Below are 20,392 nucleotides of genomic sequence, written 5' to 3' on the forward strand. Positions count from 1 at the left end.
GAGCTAGCCGAACGTGTCGCGCGTAAAGGCAGCGTACCAGCTTTGCGCCTCGCGTGCGGTCCGGTGGCGGGTTTCGACGCTTTCCTGCACCTGGCTGACGAAGTTGTCGATGATCTTGATCGTTCCGGCCGCGGGCTTGAAGCTGACAGCATTGCTCACCGCGTCGTCGGGACTAAGAAAAGTATAGCAAGTGTTGAACAAATGAGGCGGTTGGCGCTCGGACGTGGTCAGCGCCGCGGTGATGGCAAACGCGCAAGCCTTGGCCTGGCTATTCGCAACGAACGCCGATTTCGGCATGTCGCCGGCACTGCTCGCATCGCCCACCACATGGATTCCCGGCTGTAGCTTCGATTCGAACGTTATGGGATCGATCGGGCACCAGCCAGATTGATCCACGAGGCCGTTTTGCTGCGCGAACTGGCCGGCCATTTGCGGGGGTATGATATTTGCGACCGCGGCCTTGAATGTCTCGCTCGCAGTCTTGACGGATCGCTCCTTCACGTCGATGGCCTTTATTCCACCGGTGAATTGGGCAGGTAGCCATTCGATCATACCCCGATAGTGTCGCTCCCACGCATCCAGAAATAGATCCTGCGCGTTGAAGCTATCTTTCGCATCGAGGATCAGGATCCTCGAGTGCGGTTTATGTTGTTTGAAATAATAAGCAACCAGAGAGGCACGTTCATATGGGGCGGGCGGGCAGCGAAACGGGTTAGGGGGCGCAACGAGCACGAAGACGCCGCCGTCCTCCATGTTTTCGAGTTGCCGTCTCAGAAGCTGCGTCTGTGGGCCTGCGTTCCAGGCGTGCGGGATGATCTGCGTTGCTGCCTCGTCATATCCTGCGAGGGCCTCGTAGTTGAAAGCGATGCCGGGGGCAACGACGACGCGGTCGTAAGGCAATTTTGGACCATTCTTGAGCCCGACGGTTTTTCCGACCGGATCAACCGCTGTCACGGAGTCATGAATGACATTGATGCCGTATCGTTGCGCGAGCGTCTCATAGCCATGCGTAAGCGACTCGAGCGAGCATAGCCCTGCGAGATAAAGGTTGCTGAAAAAGCAGGTGGTATAGCGCGGCTTTGGCTCAACCAGCGTGACCTCGATGGTTCGTGCGCTGGCAGCCAAGTACTTGGCGGCCGTGGCACCGCCGATGCCGCCACCGACGACGACAACCTTTGCCTTGGCCTCACCTGCAGCTAATCGAGGACCGAGCCCTGCGAGGACCATTGCTCCCGTCAAGCAGCCGAACTCTCGACGCGTCCGGGACTTCATGGCCTAACCTGCCTGCTCAGCGCTGCGAGATAGCGCGCCACGGTTGCGATTTCTTCATCACTGAGCGACAGGGCGATGGCGCGCATGATATGGCTCGGGCGCTCACGCGATCTGTACGAAAGCATTGCGCGGGTGAGCAACTCCGGACTCATGCCGAGGATCGTCGGAATACCATCATCGCCGCCATCCAGACGATGGCAGGACGCGCACATCGCTGCGAGTTGGGCTCCACCATCGCGATCTACCGCCAGGCTGGGATCGGCGAAAGCAAAGAACGTACCTACAGCAATGGAAGCGGCGATGATTTTGCACATGCTGAGACCGGCTCCACCCCCGTGTCTGCGATCGCCGATACCTTTGTTCATGGCGTGAAAAGGAGCATGGCAACATCACTACAACACCATTAGGCGACAGTGAGCTGGTGCTCCAATACATAGATGCCGCCGCCATCCTCCTCCCAAACGAACTCGAGCCGGCCACTCTCTGTCGCGCGTAAGTAGAATTCGATAAACGGATTCGCCGCCATGGCTTCGTGGAGATCGACGCTGAACACCATGACGCCATTGTGGCGGCAGATAAACCTGTTGACGATCTTGCGCGGGATGGCATTCCCCTTGTCATCGTGTCGCAGCCCGGTCTCCATCGGATGGCTGATCAGGGTCTTGACCGGAAACACTTCACCGTTCGCGGCGGCGTTTGGCACTTGCACACGGGGCACCGGAGTGAACATTCCGCACCTCCTTCCGTCACTTGCATCCGTTGGTGGCGACCTCGACCCAGCTTTCGGTCATCAGCAACGTACCGTCGTTCATCTCCGCCACCGCCAGGACGTATTGCGGTTCGGCGAGGCGAATACGCGTCGATACGCGGGGTTCGCTGCGTTGCGGGAGGAAATGAAAGGTGGCGACCTCAATTAGCGGGTTTCGTGGCGCCAGCACAGAAACGTGCCTGACGTGATCGGCTTCCGTCATGGGACTATCGATCGCGAGCGTAAGCGGCACTGTGTATCCATTCGGAAAGGTCCGCGGCATCACCAGATGCAGACGATCGGATGCGGTCGGGGTTTTTCCGGTCAGTTGCTTGACGAGATCCACCGCGTAATCGTTCGGGGGCGGTGATAAGGCGAGAGCGGCGCTTGCAAAGCCGGTGCTCCCCGCAACGGCGGCGGTCAAGACGGTTCGGCGCGTAACGCCAAGTGGTTTTGTCTTCAACGCGAGATCCTCGCTACCGACAGGCGGAACTCTCCAAGCGGGCGCTCGATATTTCTAACGTTAAAATCTTACCATGGGTGCTCTCACAAGACGACTCCTCCTCGCGGGGGCTGCGACCCTAGGCGCGGCCGAGGGGGCCGGTGTGCGCGATCGCGATCGGCTCAGAATTCCATGTCGCCGCGATGGTGGTCGTGGTCATGGCCCGGCAAAGGTGGAGGCGGCGGCGTCGGCAACTCGGCAACCATGGCCTCAGTGGTGATGATTAGGCCGGCGACCGAGACCGCGTCCTGCAGCGCGGTGCGCACCACCTTGGTTGGATCGATGATGCCCTTGGAGACCAGGTCGCCGTACTCGCAGGTCTGGGCATCATAACCCCAGTTGTACTGCTCCTTCTCCAGGATCTTGCCGATCACGACCGAGGCGTCGTCGCCGGCGTTCAGTGCTATCTGGCGCGCCGGCCAGCTGATTGCCTTCCTGACGATGTCAACGCCGTGCTTCTGGTCCTCGTTGGCTGGCTTCACCCGGGCGAGCACCTTGGCGGCGCGCAACAGCGCGACGCCGCCACCCGGCAAAATGCCTTCTTCGACCGCGGCACGGGTCGCATGCATCGCGTCGTCGACACGATCCTTGCGCTCCCTCGCGTCGATCTCGGTGACTCCCCCGACATGGATCACCGCCACGCCGCCGGCCAGCTTGGCAAGCCGCTCCTCTAGCTTCTCGCGGTCATAGTCGGAGGTGGTCTCCGCGATCTGCTGCTTGATCTGGTTGATGCGGGCCTCGATGTCCGCCTTCTTGCCGGCGCCGCCGACGATCGTGGTGCTCTCCTTGTCGATCATTGCCGTTCTGGCGCGGCCGAGCATGTCGAGCGTGGCGTTCTCAAGCTTCATGCCGAGATCTTCCAAGATGGCGGTGCCACCGGTAAGGATGGCGACGTCTTGCAGCATCGCCTTGCGGCGATCGCCAAAGCCGGGCGCTTTCACCGCCGCGACCTTGAGGCCGCCGCGCAGCTTGTTGACCACGAGGGTCGCGAGTGCTTCGCCTTCGACCTCCTCGGCGATAATGAGCAGCGGCTTACCCGTCTGCGCCAGGGCTTCCAACAGTGGCAGCAGTTCCCGCAAGTCCGAGAGCTTCTTCTCATATGCGAGGACGTAGGGATTCTCCATCTCCACACGCATCTTGTCGGCATTGGTGATGAAGTAGGGTGAGAGATAACCCCGATCGAACTGCATGCCCTCGACTACGTCGAGCTCAGTCTCAAGCGACTTCGCTTCTTCGGCCGTGATCACGCCCTCATTGCCTACCTTTTTCATGGCCTCGGCGAGCAACCCGCCGATTTCTGCATCGCCATTGGCGGAGATGGTGCCGATCTGCGCGATCTCGTCGTTGGAGGTGATCTTCTTCGAGTTCTTCTTGAGATCCTCGACGACAGCCTCGGCCGCAAGGTCGATGCCACGCTTCAAATCCATCGGATTCATGCCGGCGGCGACTGCCTTGGTGCCTTCGCGAACGAGGGAAGCCGCAAGTACGATTGCAGTGGTTGTGCCGTCACCGGCGACATAAGAGGTCTTGCTCGCGACCTCGCGCACGAGGCGCGCCCCCATGTTCTCGAACTTGTTCTCGAGCTCGATATCTCCGGCGACCGTCACACCGTCCTTGGTAATGCGGGGTGCGCCAAACGACTTTTCCATTACCACGTTGCGGCCCTTGGGCCCGAGCGTCACCTGCACCGCGTTGGCGAGAATGTTGACACCGCGCAGCATGCTTTCACGCGCCCTGCCGGAAAATGCGATTTGCTTCCCTACCATGGATGGTTCCCGATTTGATCAGGTGACCTCGCGGGCGCCGCGGGCGTATAAGTCCGAATTTGCGGTCCTCCCTTTTTGCTTGTCCGTACGACAGAGACCCTCGGAGCGTGCACGTGCGGCGCGCTTGCGCTGGTGATTTCAACCCACACGATTTCAGGCCATCTAATGTTTTAAGCTAGCGGCCAAAAAGCCAATCAAATTGCTTTGCCGCGGCATTAAGAATATCTTATCGGGGTGATCACGACCCGGCAGCTATGTTATCTTGATGCGCTTGCCCGTCATCAGCATTTCGGACGAGCCGCGGCGGAGTGTTGTGTCAGCCAGCCCGCTCTTTCAATGCAGATCCACGAACTGGAAGGGCTTCTCGGCATAGAGTTGATCGAGCGGCGCCCGGGCGCGCCGATGTTCACCGAACTTGGCATCGAGATTGCGCAACGCGCCGGAGTGATCCTTGGTGCAGTGCGCGATCTGACAGACCTGGCTCAACACAGAGCCAAGGTGCTGAGCGGAACGTTGCGCCTTGGCGTCATCCCGACGCTGGCGCCGTATATATTGCCGCGGTTGCTGCCGCAACTGGAGCTCGGGTATCCCGACCTGCGCCTTGATTTGGTGGAAGCACAGACTAAGGTGCTGCTCGCTGATCTCGAGCGTGGCGCTCTCGAAGTATTGTTGTTGGCGTTACCGCTCAAGGCGGCCGCGGTTGAAGTTTTCCATCTCATGAGAGACCGCTTCCTCTTTGCTGTACCCGCCCACGACCCTCTTCCGGAAACGGCGCGCGTGACGCCCGGCGACGTGAAGAAGCGTAAGCTCATTCTGCTGGAAGAAGGCCATTGTCTGCGGGATCAGGCGCTCGACTATTGTGCCAAGGGGCGTTGGACCGTGGCCTCGAGCCTCAGTGCAACGAGCCTTGCAACGGTCATGCAAATGGTGGCAAGCGGATACGGCGCCACGCTAGTTCCGGAAGTCGCGGCCGATGCCGAGTTGCGGGACGACCGAGTGAAGCTCCTCCGTTTTGTCGAACCGCAACCCGGCCGTAGTATCGGGCTGGCGTGGCGCCGAACGTCTCCACGCAAGGTCGATTTCCTGGCGCTTGGTCAGATGGTGAAGAACGCGCTGAAGGCACCCGCCTGGCCGCAATGTATCCGCCACGAACGCACCGCTCGACGAACGGAAATCTAGTGGTGCTGATTTAACCAATGGGGGGCGTTCGAGACTCTGGCAGCTTACGAAGATGCAAAACTGCAAGATGCGCAAGGGCATCGTGGTCTGGTGAAGGCTACGACTGCGGATCGCAAGCGGGCGTCGCGATGTAGCGCTCTACCGTCTCGAACCCCCAGCTTAAACGCGGATATCTGCGCCGTGATGGTTACGCGTCATAAGTCGATTTTGCACGCGCGATGTCGATATCACGAGGTTGGGCGTTGTTTGCTGAAGCTAGCTCAAACTTGCTCATGATGGGTTGGAATATCCGATCAGTGCGACATCAATGTGGGTTTGGTCATCGAGGCAAGCATACCACGTGTCGTTCCGCCAAGAATAAACTCCCGCAGCCGGGAATGCCCGTACCCGCCCATGACGATGAGGTCGGCACCTGTATCGGCTGCATATGACAGGATTGCATTGGAAACATCGATCTTGCTGACGGGAATGCGCTCAATCGTGGCGTTTACTCCGTGACGGGTCAAGTGGGTCGCGATGTCCGCACCCGGACGGTCTGCGCTTTTGGCGCTCTGGGTGTCCGCAACAACAATACTCGTCGTGCCCGATCGGGTAAGAAACGGCATGGCATCGGCGACCGCTCGGGCGGCTGCCCGGCTGCCATCCCAGCACACCATGATATGATCGAGTTTGAGGCGATCCTTCTGAATAAAAGGTACGATGAGCACCGGTCTTCCGGATTCGAACAGCGCTGCCTCAAGGACGATATTCGTGGTTCGATGATCCCGGTCCCCTTCAAATTGGCCAATGACGGAAAGATCGAATCGTCTTGCGATATGCGCAAACTGGGTTGGTACGTCGCCGACGTCAGCTTGAATTCTGCGCGTTTCAGCTGAAACGCCGGCGCGACGCGTCGCCTCGTCAAACGCGGTGGCCACGGACTCTGCGCGTTCTTGAGCTTCAGCTTGCTGGGCTCGAATAAAGTTAGCCGACAGGTCAACGCCACCGACCACTGCCGGATAGAAGGCGGTCCCCATGATGTGTGCGCCGAATGTTTCCGCAACCGATAAGGCGTAGTTGGAAACGCCATCTTGCGATGCCCCGTAAGACAGGTTGACAAGAATATCCTTGATCATGCGTCTGCCTCCAGTTAGGTGATCGCCTCCCTTTCTGTTGAAATAATATAGTAGTGGCTTTCGGCAGTCCTAGTGCCAGCTCCTATCGTTCACGGTCGACTCGGTAAGGGCACTGGCGCGAAAGCGTCAGATAACAGCGAGGCTCCGCAAAGGGCCACCACTTCAAGGCTCCTCTCTACCATCCTCCGTGTTTAGTTCTCGGTACACACACACCGGAAATCCGATCAGCCGAATGCGGTCCGCAGTTTTGGGACGACCTTCTCGGAATACAGGCGAAGAAACTTCTCCTGGTTGGGACCCGGTGCGTGGAAGCCGCAAATCGTTACCGCGCCGAAGCATAGCCAGACCGTCGTGCTCGGCTCGCTCTGGCGCGCCCGCAGAAGCCCGGCGCCCGCGTTGGGTTGCAGGCGATCCGCCGCGGCAGGACCCGGGAGCCGGAGCGAACATCAAGCGCGCCACCACAGCTAGAGGATCATGTGCCACTAGGCGGCGGGGTTCCGACCTTCCGCAAGGTGCGGCCATGGTCGTGGCAGCAACTTTCCGAGCTTTCATTGCCGGGAATGATGAGCGATAATCAATAAGCCGATCGCGGCAGGTAGGTGCGCGCTGCATGAATCGGTGCACGGAGATGGTAAAGCCGATGCCTGAGCGGACGTACAGTCGAGACAGCGATATCGATGCCACAAGAGCAGGAGCTCGTTTGCCCGGCCTCGACATCGAGATCATTCACCGGCAATCGCCGAATGGTGATTGGGAGCAGATGTCGATCAACCTGCGGGCAACACCGTCCTTCGAAGCGCTCGGGTCCTTGTTCGAGGCAGCTAACCCTTTTACGTTTTGGGTGCAGGCCACTCGGTTTATGTGGATGCCGTGGCTGCTCACGGCGCAGACGATGATGCTGCCGGCAGGCCGGCCGCGAACGCTCCCGAGCGCCGTCCACCCAGAGCGAAAGGCGCCGACGGCTAACGGTTAGCGAGCCAAAGGATCAGAGAAAGGGTCACGCTGACCAGCAGCGATGTTGCGAGCGGGATATAAACGCGGAAGTTGTCGCGCTCGATGACAATGTCGCCGGGCAACCGGCCCAAGCCGATCTTGTTGATCACTGGCCATAGCAGCCCAAGCGCAACGAGCGACAAGCCGAAGATGATGAGCAGACGCGAGATCGACATTGCGCCGAGCCTTCGATCACCGTGGGTGAGCCGATCGAGGGAGCGCAAGCGGGATTTGGCGTGCTGCTGTGACCGCGTCCGTCGCACGGCTCGGATGGGTCAGTATAGCGTTTTCGAGCGAATTGGACACACGCGCTTGGGCAAGCTGACACCATGATTGCGCTGTTCACAGATTTTGGGTTGAATGGCCCGTATATGGGTCAGATGAAGGGGCATGACGGAGAGTTGCGCCACAATGTCTAGCCGGGCCCGCCTACGGGCACGAGCGCCTGCGGATATTGGTTCATTCTATTCCTGATCGGCGGAGACCGTAAGCCGAACCGTCGACAATCTCGGCCGCTGAGGTCCAAACTCTGCAACGCTCATTCGTCACGACCAGCGATGAGGGATAAAGTTCACGGCTCCTTGCAAATCGGCGGGGGTCGCGACGGCGGCGCCGGATGATTCTTCTTGTACTGAGCAAGGATTGGCTCGAGATCTCCTTTTGACCAAAATCTCGGAGAGCCGATCTCTTTCAAGCAGGATGCATTCCAATATAATCCCCGGCGCGATGGCAATTGCCCAGCCGCAACGGCTTTGCCGATGGCGTCGATGTCGTGTGATTCAGGATAAATATAGATCGTGGTCGGATTGTCTTTCAACATCGGGATGATTTGCCGGACGTCCGACGGTGACCAACTTGTGCAGCCATTGCTACGGCCTGCAGAGTAATCAACCAGCGTTCCAAACGGAACGTAACCATCGTGGTTTGCGTATGGGCTGTGTGGATCCTTTCGAAGACATACGCCCTTTAGCGAAACGGCTGCATGTCCGCCGATCGCGCGCTGCCTGGCATTTGCGGTCTCGCCTTCGCCGTCAAACTGAACGAAAGAGCGTACCAAAGCAGCGTCTTGCCTTGCCGAAACGCGGTAATATCCTTTGAAAGATGTTTCGTTTCGGCGGTCACATACGCACCGCCGGTCGTCAGGTTGGAATCGATCGCGTTGCTGAAGTTCTTCGCGCACCGCCTCCCATTTGCAAAATCCACGATGCCCTTCAAATCGTGACCGCTGCCGTGACCCGCTGAAATTGCGCGGAACGACCGGTCGGCTTCGCAGATAATGTAAAACCGGCGCCCCAATATGCCTTCACTTGCATAGTTGGGCCGCGTGGCATCCATGGCGAAGTAGCAGAGACTTCTGACCGCGCCTTCACGCACTTTTTTCAGATAAAGCGCGCGAGCTCTCTCCAAGACCGCTCGTGCGATTTGACCATCGCGGTCGCCGACGTGGGCCTGCAACCAAGCCGGTACGGCCGACGACTGCCCCATCGCAAGAGCCGGACCCGAACTGGACAAGGTGGTTATGAAACCGAGGCCGGCGATATTCAGATGGTGTAATCTGGACCGCAACGGATCATCTCTCTTGTCGACTCATTGTGCACTTTGACGTGGATATCGCCACGTCCCGCAAAGACGTCCTCGCTTCAGAAGACTTCCTGTCTTTATCAATCGGAGCGATGACCATGGCTGTCGGATACCGTGCCTACTTCGCGTCATGAATCTGACCTGACCCGCCCACCGCCACAATGTTGAAGGGCCTCCCGCCGAGGGTAATTTCGCCGGCCTTCGTGAGGCTCATCGCGTCGACGAGCGAAACGACGCCTCTTGCCGGATCAGTGACCACGACCATGTCACTAGCGACTGCCAGCCGCGGGCGCGGATCATTCCAATGACCATCCATGGAGTAGGGCTCGGTCACTCGTAGCGATCCGTCAAGCTTTCCGGCGATAACGTCCAATCGATGCAATCGTCCATCTTCCGTGAAGACGTACGCGAATTTTGCGCGGACTGGATCGACGGTAAAATCCACCCGCCGCATTGGCAATGTCACGAGGCGGAAAGGTTCCGCGTCAGTCGGCTCCATCAGAACGACCTTGTCCGACCCGTAATTGCCAAGGAAGTATTGCAAGCCTCGTCCGCCAAGCATGGTAGTCGTCTTGCCGCTTGGCAGCGCGGCGGCGTAGGGAAGGTGCTTAACCTGCGGCGTGGACCCATCCATGCTGGCAACGAGAAGTCCGGTAGCGCAGCTGAAAACTAGGATGCTTCCTGATGTTGCTTCGCCGTGCAGGTCCGGGCACGAATGAATGCCGCCGATTTGCGCACCGTACTTGTCGACGATCTTGATGCCAATGGGCAATTCATCCGAGTTCTTGACGTTAGGCTCGGAAATGAGCGTGTAGCGATCATTCGCAACCGCTACCCCATGGTGAGGCACCCCCGGTGCGGTTTCGCGCAGGACAGACTTCGATTCCAGGATCATCCTTTCGGATGCGATTCGAGCGCGGCCCTCGCCGTCGAAGAAGATCGCGATCTCACCACCATACTCGACCACGTGCGATGGCTGCTTGCCCGCGATCTCAACGCCAAGCAATCGCGGCGCCTTGACTTTGATGTCGCCGTGATCGCCATGATCTTCAAATGATATGCCACTATCAATCGCTGTGACCAAGTCCGCGCCTCTCTGCACGGCAAGGACCGTCCGTCCGGTCTTGCTGCGGTAGAGACGAGCTGGCGCTTTGGTCGCAAAGGTTTCGATCTTCTCCTGCTTGGGCAGATCGACGACATGCACAATTGGCTCGGAATGATCGGAGACGAACAGGCGCCACGCCGTTTTCTCGGCAGCCAAAGCACCGCAGTTGAGGGCGATTGTCGTCAGAAGGACAACGATGGTGCCGGATTGAACTCTGGTCATCGGATATTTCCTCTCAAAGCAGCATTCGCATTCCGAATAAGGCGCGTTCGATCAGGGGACATCAGGCACGATGGCTTTCCGAATTGTCGAGGCGTTGTGCTTCATCATGTCAACGTAGGTGGCCGCCGGCCCGTCGGGCCGGGACAGAGCATCGGAGTAGAGCTCTCCGCCGACCTTCGACCCTGTTTCCGCGGCAATTCGCTGCACGAGACGGGGATCGGTGATGTTCTCCACGAAGACCGCGGCGACCTTGTCCCGCTTGATTTGCCGGATGAGACTGGCGATGTCGGATGCTGCGGCCTCGGCGTCTGTTGAGAGGCCTTCTGGCGCAAGGAATGTCAAACCGTATTCGTGAGCGAAGTAGCCGAATGCCTCATGCGCGGTGATGACAACGCGCTTGTGGGGCGGGATGAGTGCGATCGTCGCTCTGATCTCGTCATCGAGCGCACTGAGAGTTGAATCGTAGGCTTTGGCATTTGTCTCATACGTCGTGCAGCCGGGTGGATCGATCGAACAGAACGCGTCTACGATATTTTTGACGTAGATCCGGGCATTCGGAACCGCTTGCCACGCGTGGGGATCATGGTCGCCATGGTGGTGATGAGGGCCAGACTGCCCGTGATGGTGCGCTTGCTCAGTGCTCTTGAGCGGCTGGACTCCTTTCGTAAGCTCGACAACCGGCGCCTTTGTTCCACTCGCTTCGATAAGGCGTCTCAAGAAGCCTTCGAACTGAAGGCCGTTGACGAGTACGATATCGGCGGCGGCAATCGTTCTGACGTCCGCGGGCTTGGGTTCGTAAACGTGGGCATCGCCGTTTGCTCCGACGAGTGAGCGAAGATCGATACGGTCTCCGCCGACATGACGCGCAAAGTCAGCAATAATCGAGAAGCTGGCGACCACATTGAGCTTCTTGGCCGACGCGGCACCTGCAGCAAGCGGTGATAGTGAGACGAGTCCCGCAAGCACGACCGTTCTTAACGTCTTGAGCATGAGCCGTCGTATTCTCGTTGTTTCAGGTGCTTGATGGCGGTGGCGCTGGACAGTTCTTGGCGAGGAATCGATCGCTGCGGTTGCCGACCGCACCCGGACGCTTTCCGATGATCGCTGGATTGGAGCCGCGCTCGCACGACCCCCGGGACAGAGGTGACCGCATTGACGGCGCAGCTCAGATTGAAAAGGGCGAAACGAGGTACCCTCGCCAAAAGGCGCGCGGATTGACCGAACGCGGTGCCTACACTCCCTAATGATCGCGTCCATGCGGTGCTCGCCTCAGCCTGAATTGTTGCAGCGACTATGTAATGTTATAACATAACAATCACGTTGCGCAAAAAGGGCGCAAGATCAATTCCGCGCGCAATCGCCCTAGATCTCTGTGTAGTCCAGGATCGTATGTTATCCGGACCAGACCTTGTCTGCGTCGTAAATTCGCTCTCGGCGCTTGGACCTGAAGTCAATCCCAAGAATGATCTGGCCCATGGCCCTCTTTCCGCCGCCGAAGAATCGGGACGGAATAGAGACGGGGAGCAGGGGGCCTCCCCCGTTTGGGACTTGGTCATGAACGATCCTGGGTGTAATGTTGTAACAGCACAATAACTGTTATACTGTTACACCGTCAAGGTGAACGGAATGCATCGCAATCCAGATCCGCGCGTAACTTGCGCGCACGAAGAGACGCATGGTCACCCCGTCGATGGCGATGCAGTTGAGTCTCGCGCCCGCTCGTACGCGGTATCGAAAGGGGTGCCGTTCACGCCGATGCGCCAAAGCGTGCTTGCCTTGCTTGCGGCGTCCGGAAAGCCGATGAGCGCCTACGAGATCGCAGAGAAAGTGAGCGATGCGCGAAAGCTCAAGGCCGTGCAGGTCTACCGTGCGCTCGAATTCCTGCAGGAGGCAGGGTGCGTCCATCGGCTGGCGTCCCGCTCGGCCTATTTCGCCTGCGATCATCTGCACGGAGAAGGCGAAACGGTAGTCTTCATGGTTTGCGCGCAATGTGGCGCGGTTCAGGAGGCGGCCTCCGAACTGGTGGCGCGCGGCTTGCGGGGCGCAGCGAAAACAGCCGGCTTCAGGCCCCGACATCCGATGATCGAGGTGGACGGCGAGTGTGCGGAATGCGCGGGTACGCCTGAACGCTAACCCTCATGGCTTGTGGCAGGATCGGCCAATCTCGCGGCTAGGCGCAAGGAGCATTGCCGGCGAGCAGCGGCAAGCGTCATACCCCGTCTCGGCTTCACTGCAGTTGTCGATAGCTTTGGCGACTCTCCGTACGAGAGGTGTCTTGATCGGAAACGCTTTGGACAGTTACTCGATCGATCGGCGGGACGAGCGCGCAAGCGCGAGGCCGCCAGGCACGGACGCGAGCGCCAGCATCAACATGGCCCGCCACCAGATGCTCCAGTTGATTTCGCTTGCCGGCATCTCAATCCAATGCCACCGGGGCAATGATGACAGGTCACGCATGGTCATAGCGCGGCTCTCCAGGATTCGGGGAGAGAAATACTGCCGCCATTCTTTGTGAAACGCCTCTGTTTGATCCTTGAACGCGAGGAAACGGCGTGAATCAGTGCCGGCGATAGAGGTCAGTGCTTCATTGACGAGCATTGCAGGCGATAGCAAGCTCAGCCTGTCGACAAGTTTTTGCTGTTGCAGCAGTTGCTGATCAAAACGTTTCAAAAGCGGCTCGATTCGTTCGTCGACTTTTTGCTTGGCCAGAAAAAATGCACGCATGCGCGAAGGCACTTCGATACGTTCATTTTTTACCAGCAGCGCTTCCGGATCGGAGGCATAACGATAATCCGCGCTATAGAGGTCCTCGTATTCGCGCAATGATTCGGCGGTTGCGACACGCGTGCGGTTGGCCAATTCGGTGCGGGAAGGAGCCGGGCTAACCAATCCCACGGCAAGGTTCATTGTCACCGGCAAGATGAGCACAAGAATCGTCCAGAGTGCCACCATGATCAACGCATTGGTCGAAGATGAGAGGTTAACGGTGTTGACCAAGGCCGCAACCGCGAACCAGAACAAGGTATAGGCCGCCACCAGCGCCGACCACGACAGCATCAAGACCAGTTGCTCCGCGCCGCGGGCTTCGGGACGGATCAAAAGCAGGACCACGAGCGGCACGGGAATAACGATCGCCAGCAGCGCAAGCATGCGCACGACGACTTTCCCGATCATCAACGTTGCGATGGAAAGCGGTTGCGAACACAGCATGCGCAAGGTGCCATGTTCGCGCTCTGCCGACAGCAGGTTATACCCGAGCGACGTAACCAGCAGAGGCAGTACGAATACGATAACGAAAGCGAGATCGAAGTGCCCGCTGAGCAGATTCCAGGGATTTTCGATTTCCGTGTCGTACATGAACTGAACTTTGCTCAAATAGGTGATGCGGTAATAATTGGGCATCATGTCCGACTGACCGATCGCCAGCGCCGCGAGCGGAGCGTTGGGCATTGTGGCGTAACGCCCGGACAAGGTGCCGGCCATGGCAGCGGGGTTCGCGGGATTGGAGAACGGTATCAGCGCGGTTTGGCCAGCGAGAACGGATTGGAGCGTCCCGCTATTTGCCGTTTGGGTCTCTTGTTCGTGTTTGAGGACTTGAGCGACCATGCGGTCGCGGAGCGTTGCTTGCGCCAGTCCCACAAATAGTCCGTAACCCACCATGAGGGCCAGAACGCAACACACCAGCAGCAGCGTGCGATCGCGGACAAGGATGCGGGCCTCGTGCAGTACGATCAGCGACAAGGTGGAGAGCGGGCGAGGCTGCATTATCTTCATTCGACTACCTAGCGCATCAGCGGACGGGAGAGCGCATATTGCGCAAGCGCGACGGAGAGGCAGAACATGACGGCGAGCAGCACAAGGCTCGCCCAATGGTGCGCCAAGGCAAACGACACAGACGGACGTTCATACTTGAATTGCGGCACGCTTGCCCACAGCTCGGGGCCAGCCCTGTAAGTGAAATGCGCATTACCCAAGCGATCGGCGTGTTCAATCAAGTCCTCGCTGACAATGTTCTGAATCTTCCGCCGTTGGGCTTCGGCCGCGGTTGAGAAGTCGCGATGTTGGGAAAAGTCCGTTCCCGCCAGGCCCATGGAGAAGCCGCGGAGTGCAACGACCGGGGCAGCAAGGCCGACCCACTCTTGCGCGCGCTGTTGACGCTCGAATGTGTCCCAAAGCCTGCCGAAGTTTTCATCAAGTGCGCCGTAACCCGCCTCGTCATCAACTTTCAGCGCCGCGCCCCACTTGCTGAGCGGAACCGATGGATCCCACGGCGTTCGCGCACCGAAGTGGGTGGACCAGGCCTTGCGGCCAGCGTCTGCCACGTCGTGCGCGAGTTGATTGTCAAAGTCTAGCCGGGACGGCGTGGGATGGAGCAAATTCGTCGCTTCGGAGGCGGTGCGCGGAGCAATCAGCGTTGCGGCGACCCAGAAGCCCAGGAGCAAGACCAGGGCGGTCCGCGATGAACGCGCGAGGGCCGATACCGCCAGGGTCAGAAACACGAAAAAGCCGAGATAGAAGCCGTATCCCGCCGCGAGCCACGTGATCCGATAGACCACGTCCACGCGCTCTCCAGCGGGTAGGCGAGCAACGATGAGTACTGCAAACGCAAGGCCGACTGGAGCAATCAGAATGCCAACGCAGCTCGCAAGCGCCGCCGCTTTGCCGTAAAGAAGGCTCCGCGTGGGCGCGCCCAGGCTGAGAAGCTGGCGCAACGTTCCGCGTTCACGCTCGTTGCTCACAGAGTTGAAGCCGATGACGATAATGAGCAGGGGAAGCAAAACCTGAAGAAGCCAAGCTGGCGATAACTCGCCGAACCGCTGCAAGCCGGTTGCATCCTGGGCCGGCCGGAACTTGACTTCGCTTTGGCGATGCGCCTGTAGCCAGACGGTCGAGCCAACAAATGGCCCAATGCCGGGATCGAAGACGGCAAGCGATGGTTCAGGCTTGAACACGTGCATGCCCTGTTCCGCCGCATCGTGCGGGTGCCGATAGCCTTGGTGAAGCCAGGCGTCATGGTCGAGGGCTTGGCCTGCCGACCGTTCGCTATTCAGCTGAACCTGCCGATTCCATCCGGCCGCCAGAGCCACCAGCATGAGGATAACGACCAGTCCTCCGGCCCAGAGCAGACGCCCGTCGCGGGTCAGCTCGCGAAGATCTTTGGCGGCGATGATTGCGAACACGTCAACTCTTCATGTGCTTGAGGTACAGCGCTTCAAGATCGGCATGGCTGACCTCCTCGCTCCTGAGTTCTTCCACCAGCCTGCCTTGCTTCATGATGCCGATGCGGGTCGCGGTCTGCTTCGCGTGGAAGAGATCGTGTGTTGTCGTCAGGACGGTCACGCCGTCGTTGCTGGCCTTGACGAGAAGCTCCGAGAACTCGTTGGCCGCGGACGGGTCCAGTCCTGAGGTGGGCTCGTCGAGCAAGAGGGCTTTGGCATTCTTGGCCAGCGCGATGGCAATTCCCACCTTCTGACGCATGCCTTTCGAGTAGGTCGCGACCCTGTCATCGGCTGCTTGACGAGGGAGACCTGCCGCCTCGAGCAGTTCAAGCAACCGCTGCCGCGGCAAATGCTCTCCGATTGCGAGTGAAGAGAAGAATGCCAGGTTTTCCAGACCTGAGAGCACGCCATAGAGCGTGACCTGTTCGGGGATATATGCAAGGAGCCGCTTCGTCTCCAGCGGCTGACGCACGACGTCGAGCTTGCCGATTTGGAGGCTGCCGGATGTCGGCTGGAGAAAATTCAGGAACAGATTGACCAGCGTCGTCTTGCCCGCGCCGTTCGCCCCCAAGAGGCAATAGATCTCGCCAGGCAGGACGCTGAGCGAGACATTATCCAGGGCACTCTTGGCGCCAAACTGCTTCGTCACTTCAATCGCATCGAGCATGGATCTCACACCTCCACTGGCCACGTCGGCCGCTGATCTGCGGTCGCATGACGAGGCCTCTTGGTTGCCTTGACGTATGTAACGTTATAACATTACATAGCTCTTGTGAAGCCTTGACGTGGGGTGGGGGCGGTTCGGGGTGGGGGCAAGTGTGCGTTACCTGTTGTGTTCGATTTCTCTATCAACTCTTTTGATAGCGGCAGGCGTTCTGCCTTTTGGCTTGGCTGAAGCGCAAGCTCAGACGCGTTCGTCATCACCCGACCAGCCGGCGAACTCGTTGCCGCCTATAACCGTTGACGCGCCGCAGCGGCAACCAGCGGCGAGAGTGGCGACGCGGTCGAATTCGCAAAAAGGCCGCATCTCCCGGACAAACAGAAATCCGCGACCATCAACCATCGCCGAGGCTTCACCGCAGTCGCAAGGGCAACAGCAGGTGCCGGCGACGCCGCTGAACACAAATGTGGTTACGCCCAGCGCGAGCCGGCTGGGGCTGACCCCTCGGGAGATTCCCGCCACCGTCGAGGTCGTCGGAGCGGAAACGATCCGGGAGCAGGGCTACCACACGACGATCGATACGGTGAAAGGCGCAACCGGCGTGACCGCCAGCGACGCGCCGAACGACGTGTCGTTCTCGATGCGCGGTTTCCAGGGCGAACAGGTCAACGTGACCTACAATGGCGTCAATATCGGCCTGACGGGCTTCACGGCGCTGACCATGGAGACGTTCAACCTCGATAGGGTTGAATTTCTCAAGGGCCCGTCCTCCCTGATGTCAGGGCAGGGCGCGGTCGGCGGTGCCATCAACTATGTCACCAAGGTGCCGCATACCGGTCCGATCAAGAGTGAGGCGTTCGTCGGTTTCGATTCGTTCGGCAGTATCCGAAGCGGCTATGGTTCAGGGGGCAGCACCAACATCCAGGGCCTCGATTATCGCGTCGACATCAGCCGGTCCGTTCAGAACGGCTTCATCGACGATACCAATACGAAGAACCTGCACGTATCCGGCCAACTGAACTATCGGTTGACGGAATCGTTCAAGGTCTTCGTTGCGACCGAGTACAAGGACTACAACGCGCGCGTCTACGAAGGTACGCCCCTTGTTCCCGTCGCCTTTAGCGGTCCTTTTGCGACCACGGGCATCGTGTCCGGAACGAAAGTGTCCGATTATAACGGCACCAATCTCGGGCCTGTCACCATCGACAGTCGTACGCTGAAAACGAACTACAACGTGCTCGACAACCACAAGACCATCAAGGAGTCATGGGTGCGCGGAGGATTCGAGTGGGATCTCACGAGCAACGTTACTCTGAGAAGTCAGGTCTATAACTACAATGCCAGCCGCGACTGGTACAACAATGAGGTGAGCGCCTTCAACGCCGCCAGCAACCTGGTCGATCGTGAACGGTTCTATGTCCATCACAACCAGAATCTGGTCGGCAACAATACGGATCTCACGTGGAATTCGCATCTATTCGGCATGGAAAACCGCCTGGTCACGGCGCTCGAATTCTATCACCTGGATTTTTCAAGGCCCGGCGCGGCAAACTTTCCTTCTGATCAAGTGACGCTGGTCGATCCCGTTCGTGGCTATTATGGTTTGCTAACGACGCAGCGACAGACCGCCACCATCGACAGCTTTGCGATCAATCTCGAAGATCGGCTGAAGATTACGCACAATTTCGCGCTTATCGGCGGTCTCCGCTACAATCCCTTCGAGCTCGATCGAACGTCCACCGATGTCAACGGCGTGAGCAGGGCTGGTTTCCCATACACCACAAGCTGGCAGCCCGTGACGGGCCGTATCGGATACACGTGCGAAGCGATTCCGGGGATGACGTTCTACAGCCAGTATGCGACGGCGAGCGACTTGTCGGCAGGCAGCATTTTCCTGCTGAGCCCGACGCAGCAACTGACCTTGACGTCTGCCCGCAGCTACGAGACCGGTGTCAAGAATCTGCTGTGGAATGGTCGCGCCGAATGGACCTTTTCGGCTTTCGACATTGAGCGCAGCAATGTGTATTCGGCTCAGGCTGGCCAACGCCTCAACATCGCTGGAAAAGTCAAATCGCAGGGCGTGGAGTTCGCCGCGGCAGTGCGTCCGACCCCTGAGCTCAAGTTCTGGGGCAACGTCGCGTATGTCCACGCACGCTATGCCGACTACGAATTCACGGGCGGATCGTTCTCGGGAAATACCCCGCCGAATATTCCTGCCGTTGTCGTGAACGGCGGGGCCTCGTATCGTTTCCTTAATCCAGGTTGGCTGCCGGTCGAGCTCGGGGTTTCGGTTCGTCATGTCGGCGACCGCTATAGCACCGATGCCAATACGGTTAAGCTTCTCGCATATACGACGGCGGATGCCTTCGCCTTTATCGACATTCCGAAGTCACCGACATTCCCGACTTTTGACAGCACGCGCGTCACCTTCCGGGTACGTAACTTCACCGATGCGAAGTACGCGGCATGGAGCTCTCCATTCTATCCAGACCAGATCCTCCTGGGGGCACCGCGGACCTACGAGGTCGGGGCGTCCTTCAAATTCTGATGGTGGTTCGCCCGTTGCGGGTCCTGGTCCTTATCCATCGCTGGCTGAGCATCCCGCTGTGCCTGCTGTTCGTGATGTGGTTTGCATCTGGTATCGTGATGCACTTTGTGCCATTTCCGGCGCTCACCGAAGCTGAGCGCCTCGGAGGATTGTCCGTCTTCGACGTTTCCAAGGTGAGGCACAGTCCCGCCGAGGCTATCGCGGCGAGCACGCTCAAAGGCGTCACGCGGGTACGTCTGTGGCAGCGCAGCGACGGTCCCGTGTACTTGCTGTCGACTGCCTCCGGCATGAAAGCCCTGCATGCTGACGATCTCCGCGCGGCCGATATCGGCTCCGAGCAAGTGGCACTCGCAATCGGGTCCGAGCACGCGCGCTTGCGTGGCTTGAATCCTGCTGCGGCCACTTTCGTGGAACTGGCGGAATATGATCAATGGACGGTCCCGAACGGCCTCGACGGACACCGACCTCTCTATCGCATTGCTCTGAACGATGTTGCGGGAACCGAGCTGTACGTCTCGTCACGCACCGGCGAGATCGTGAGAGATACGACGCGCAGTGAACGCGCATGGAACTACGTTGGAAGCGTCGCGCATTGGATCTATCCGACCGCGCTGCGCAAAGACTGGATGACCTGGAACGTCACGGTCTGGTGGTTGTCCCTTGCTGCCGTCATCGCGGCATTGTCGGGCCTCATGGTTGGCCTGTTTCGTCTGAGGCGCGTGCGAGACCGTATCGTGTCTCCCTTCCGAAAATGGCATGCTTGGCATCACTGGCTCGGATTGGCGTGCGCTGCGTTCGTGATGACGTGGATTGTTAGCGGATGGCTATCGATGGACCATGGCCGTCTCTTTTCCACCGGCGTGCTTACCAGATCGGAAGCCGACCGGATCGCCGGGACGCCGGCATGGGTCGAACTGACCGCGACAGTGCCCGCATCGCTTTCACCGACTACCCGTGAGATCGAGTGGTTCACCTTCGGCGGTCGCATCCATCAACGTAATCGAACGGGAGTTGACGCGCAGCAGCTCTCCGTCGTCGTTCCAGCGTCTACTGCACTTGCTTCACCGTTCCTGCAAGCCGATCAGATCAATGTCGTGATCTCGCACGCTGTCGGTAGCTGCTCGAGCACTTCGGCTGTCGCGCCAGATGACCACTACTTCCTTGCATCTGAAGTTGCACCGGCTCCCGTATATCGGTCCATATGCGGGGACGTTTGGTACCAAATCGATGGTGCTAGCTGTGCCAACCTGGAAAAGCTTGATGCGCAGCGTCGAACCTATCGCTGGCTGTACCGCGCGCTGCATACTTTCGATTTTCCTGCATTGATGGCGCGCCCTAGCCTGCGGAGCGCGATTATTGTTGTTCTATGCGCGTTCGGAGCAGCGTTCAGCATCACCGGAATCGTGATCGCCTGGCGGCGACTGAGACTTGAATTTCGCTGACCATTCGAATTGGCCCTCCTACCCATGCGCTGCAGAGGC

At 59.0% G+C, this 20,392-nt stretch carries 17 protein-coding genes and 1 pseudogene; 5 read left to right on the forward strand and 13 right to left on the reverse strand.

What is annotated here, in order from left to right:
• Positions 1-3: 3 nt before the first annotated feature.
• From V1273_RS13490 to groL, 5 genes are all read right to left on the reverse strand, one after another.
• Positions 4-1,272 carry an NAD(P)/FAD-dependent oxidoreductase gene (locus V1273_RS13490; protein ID WP_334409896.1) on the reverse strand — a complete coding sequence of 423 codons (1,269 nt, stop codon included), beginning with the start codon at positions 1,270-1,272 and terminating at the stop codon, positions 4-6.
• Positions 1,269-1,586 carry a c-type cytochrome gene (locus V1273_RS13495; protein ID WP_334409897.1) on the reverse strand — a complete coding sequence of 106 codons (318 nt, stop codon included), beginning with the start codon at positions 1,584-1,586 and terminating at the stop codon, positions 1,269-1,271. Before V1273_RS13495 ends, V1273_RS13490 begins: the two co-directional genes overlap by 4 nt.
• A gap of 89 nt (positions 1,587-1,675) precedes the next feature.
• Positions 1,676-2,002, reverse strand: coding sequence for a thiosulfate oxidation carrier complex protein SoxZ (gene soxZ / locus V1273_RS13500; protein WP_334409898.1), 327 nt, complete (start codon positions 2,000-2,002; stop codon positions 1,676-1,678).
• Between the two features lie 16 nt (positions 2,003-2,018).
• A complete protein-coding gene (locus V1273_RS13505) occupies positions 2,019-2,483 on the reverse strand; it encodes a thiosulfate oxidation carrier protein SoxY (protein WP_334409899.1) in 465 nt (154 codons plus the stop codon).
• 161 nt (positions 2,484-2,644) lie between these two features.
• A complete protein-coding gene (gene groL, locus V1273_RS13510) occupies positions 2,645-4,288 on the reverse strand; it encodes a chaperonin GroEL (RefSeq protein ID WP_334409901.1) in 1,644 nt (547 codons plus the stop codon).
• A 234-nt stretch (positions 4,289-4,522) separates the two neighbouring features.
• Between groL and V1273_RS13515 the strand changes: the two genes are divergently transcribed.
• Positions 4,523-5,467: a LysR substrate-binding domain-containing protein gene (locus V1273_RS13515; RefSeq protein ID WP_334368120.1), complete on the forward strand. Its 945-nt coding sequence runs from the start codon at positions 4,523-4,525 to the stop codon at positions 5,465-5,467.
• A 293-nt stretch (positions 5,468-5,760) separates the two neighbouring features.
• Here V1273_RS13515 and V1273_RS13520 read toward each other — a convergent pair whose 3' ends face one another.
• The gene (locus V1273_RS13520) at positions 5,761-6,582 is read right to left on the reverse strand and encodes a universal stress protein (protein WP_334368121.1); all 822 of its coding nucleotides are present in this window, start codon (positions 6,580-6,582) and stop codon (positions 5,761-5,763) included.
• Positions 6,583-7,282: 700 nt separating this feature from the next.
• Here V1273_RS13520 and V1273_RS13525 point away from each other — a divergent pair.
• Entirely contained in the window at positions 7,283-7,555 is a 273-nt protein-coding gene (locus V1273_RS13525; RefSeq protein ID WP_334409903.1) for a hypothetical protein, read from the forward strand.
• Here V1273_RS13525 and V1273_RS13530 read toward each other — a convergent pair.
• The 4 genes and pseudogenes from V1273_RS13530 to aztC form a co-directional block, all read right to left on the reverse strand.
• Positions 7,545-7,751, reverse strand: a complete 207-nt coding sequence (locus tag V1273_RS13530) for a DUF2905 domain-containing protein (RefSeq protein WP_442894088.1) — start codon at positions 7,749-7,751, stop codon at positions 7,545-7,547. The two genes, V1273_RS13525 and V1273_RS13530, sit on opposite strands and share 11 nt — an antisense overlap.
• A 395-nt stretch (positions 7,752-8,146) precedes the next feature.
• Positions 8,147-9,096: pseudogene (locus V1273_RS13535) on the reverse strand (hypothetical protein).
• Positions 9,097-9,274: 178 nt separating this feature from the next.
• Positions 9,275-10,483: a hypothetical protein gene (locus tag V1273_RS13540; RefSeq protein ID WP_334409904.1), complete on the reverse strand. Its 1,209-nt coding sequence runs from the start codon at positions 10,481-10,483 to the stop codon at positions 9,275-9,277.
• A gap of 51 nt (positions 10,484-10,534) precedes the next feature.
• Positions 10,535-11,473 carry a zinc ABC transporter substrate-binding protein AztC gene (gene aztC / locus V1273_RS13545; protein WP_334409906.1) on the reverse strand — a complete coding sequence of 313 codons (939 nt, stop codon included), beginning with the start codon at positions 11,471-11,473 and terminating at the stop codon, positions 10,535-10,537.
• Positions 11,474-12,109: 636 nt separating this feature from the next.
• On the opposite strand from aztC, the gene V1273_RS13550 reads away from it, so the two are divergent.
• On the forward strand, positions 12,110-12,616 hold the full coding sequence (locus V1273_RS13550) for a transcriptional repressor (RefSeq protein ID WP_334409907.1): 507 nt from the start codon (positions 12,110-12,112) through the stop codon (positions 12,614-12,616).
• Positions 12,617-12,781: 165 nt separating this feature from the next.
• Here V1273_RS13550 and V1273_RS13555 read toward each other — a convergent pair whose 3' ends face one another.
• From V1273_RS13555 to V1273_RS13565, 3 genes are read right to left on the reverse strand one after another with little or no spacing between them, the layout of a single operon-like run.
• A complete protein-coding gene (locus V1273_RS13555; RefSeq protein ID WP_334409908.1) occupies positions 12,782-14,257 on the reverse strand; it encodes a DUF3526 domain-containing protein in 1,476 nt (491 codons plus the stop codon).
• Between the two features lie 8 nt (positions 14,258-14,265).
• Positions 14,266-15,663 carry an ABC transporter permease subunit gene (locus tag V1273_RS13560; RefSeq protein WP_334409909.1) on the reverse strand — a complete coding sequence of 466 codons (1,398 nt, stop codon included), beginning with the start codon at positions 15,661-15,663 and terminating at the stop codon, positions 14,266-14,268.
• A 1-nt stretch (position 15,664) separates the two neighbouring features.
• Positions 15,665-16,369, reverse strand: coding sequence for an ABC transporter ATP-binding protein (locus tag V1273_RS13565; RefSeq protein ID WP_334368128.1), 705 nt, complete (start codon positions 16,367-16,369; stop codon positions 15,665-15,667).
• A 151-nt stretch (positions 16,370-16,520) separates the two neighbouring features.
• Between V1273_RS13565 and V1273_RS13570 the strand changes: the two genes are divergently transcribed.
• Together V1273_RS13570 and V1273_RS13575 are read left to right on the forward strand one after the other, a co-directional pair.
• Positions 16,521-18,911 carry a TonB-dependent receptor domain-containing protein gene (locus V1273_RS13570; RefSeq protein ID WP_334409910.1) on the forward strand — a complete coding sequence of 797 codons (2,391 nt, stop codon included), beginning with the start codon at positions 16,521-16,523 and terminating at the stop codon, positions 18,909-18,911.
• The gene (locus V1273_RS13575) at positions 18,911-20,353 is read left to right on the forward strand and encodes a PepSY domain-containing protein (protein ID WP_334409912.1); all 1,443 of its coding nucleotides are present in this window, start codon (positions 18,911-18,913) and stop codon (positions 20,351-20,353) included. Before V1273_RS13570 ends, V1273_RS13575 begins: the two co-directional genes overlap by 1 nt.
• Positions 20,354-20,392 lie beyond the last annotated feature (39 nt).

The sequence above is a fragment of the Bradyrhizobium sp. AZCC 1721 genome (assembly GCF_036924715.1).
Classification (GTDB): Bacteria; Pseudomonadota; Alphaproteobacteria; order Rhizobiales; family Xanthobacteraceae; genus Bradyrhizobium.

What these genes read in the sequence shown, in the direction of transcription:
- V1273_RS13490 (WP_334409896.1), bottom strand. Translation starts at nt 1,272, where the DNA reads ATGAAGTCCCGGACGCGTCGAGAGTTCGGCTGCTTGACGGGAGCAATG.
- V1273_RS13495 (WP_334409897.1), bottom strand. Translation starts at nt 1,586, where the DNA reads ATGTGCAAAATCATCGCCGCTTCCATTGCTGTAGGTACGTTCTTTGCT.
- soxZ (WP_334409898.1), bottom strand. Translation starts at nt 2,002, where the DNA reads ATGTTCACTCCGGTGCCCCGTGTGCAAGTGCCAAACGCCGCCGCGAAC.
- groL (WP_334409901.1), bottom strand. Translation starts at nt 4,288, where the DNA reads ATGGTAGGGAAGCAAATCGCATTTTCCGGCAGGGCGCGTGAAAGCATG.
- V1273_RS13520 (WP_334368121.1), bottom strand. Translation starts at nt 6,582, where the DNA reads ATGATCAAGGATATTCTTGTCAACCTGTCTTACGGGGCATCGCAAGAT.
- V1273_RS13530 (WP_442894088.1), bottom strand. Translation starts at nt 7,751, where the DNA reads ATGTCGATCTCGCGTCTGCTCATCATCTTCGGCTTGTCGCTCGTTGCG.
- V1273_RS13540 (WP_334409904.1), bottom strand. Translation starts at nt 10,483, where the DNA reads ATGACCAGAGTTCAATCCGGCACCATCGTTGTCCTTCTGACGACAATC.
- aztC (WP_334409906.1), bottom strand. Translation starts at nt 11,473, where the DNA reads ATGCTCAAGACGTTAAGAACGGTCGTGCTTGCGGGACTCGTCTCACTA.
- V1273_RS13550 (WP_334409907.1), top strand. Translation starts at nt 12,110, where the DNA reads ATGCATCGCAATCCAGATCCGCGCGTAACTTGCGCGCACGAAGAGACG.
- V1273_RS13555 (WP_334409908.1), bottom strand. Translation starts at nt 14,257, where the DNA reads ATGAAGATAATGCAGCCTCGCCCGCTCTCCACCTTGTCGCTGATCGTA.
- V1273_RS13565 (WP_334368128.1), bottom strand. Translation starts at nt 16,369, where the DNA reads ATGCTCGATGCGATTGAAGTGACGAAGCAGTTTGGCGCCAAGAGTGCC.
- V1273_RS13575 (WP_334409912.1), top strand. Translation starts at nt 18,911, where the DNA reads ATGGTGGTTCGCCCGTTGCGGGTCCTGGTCCTTATCCATCGCTGGCTG.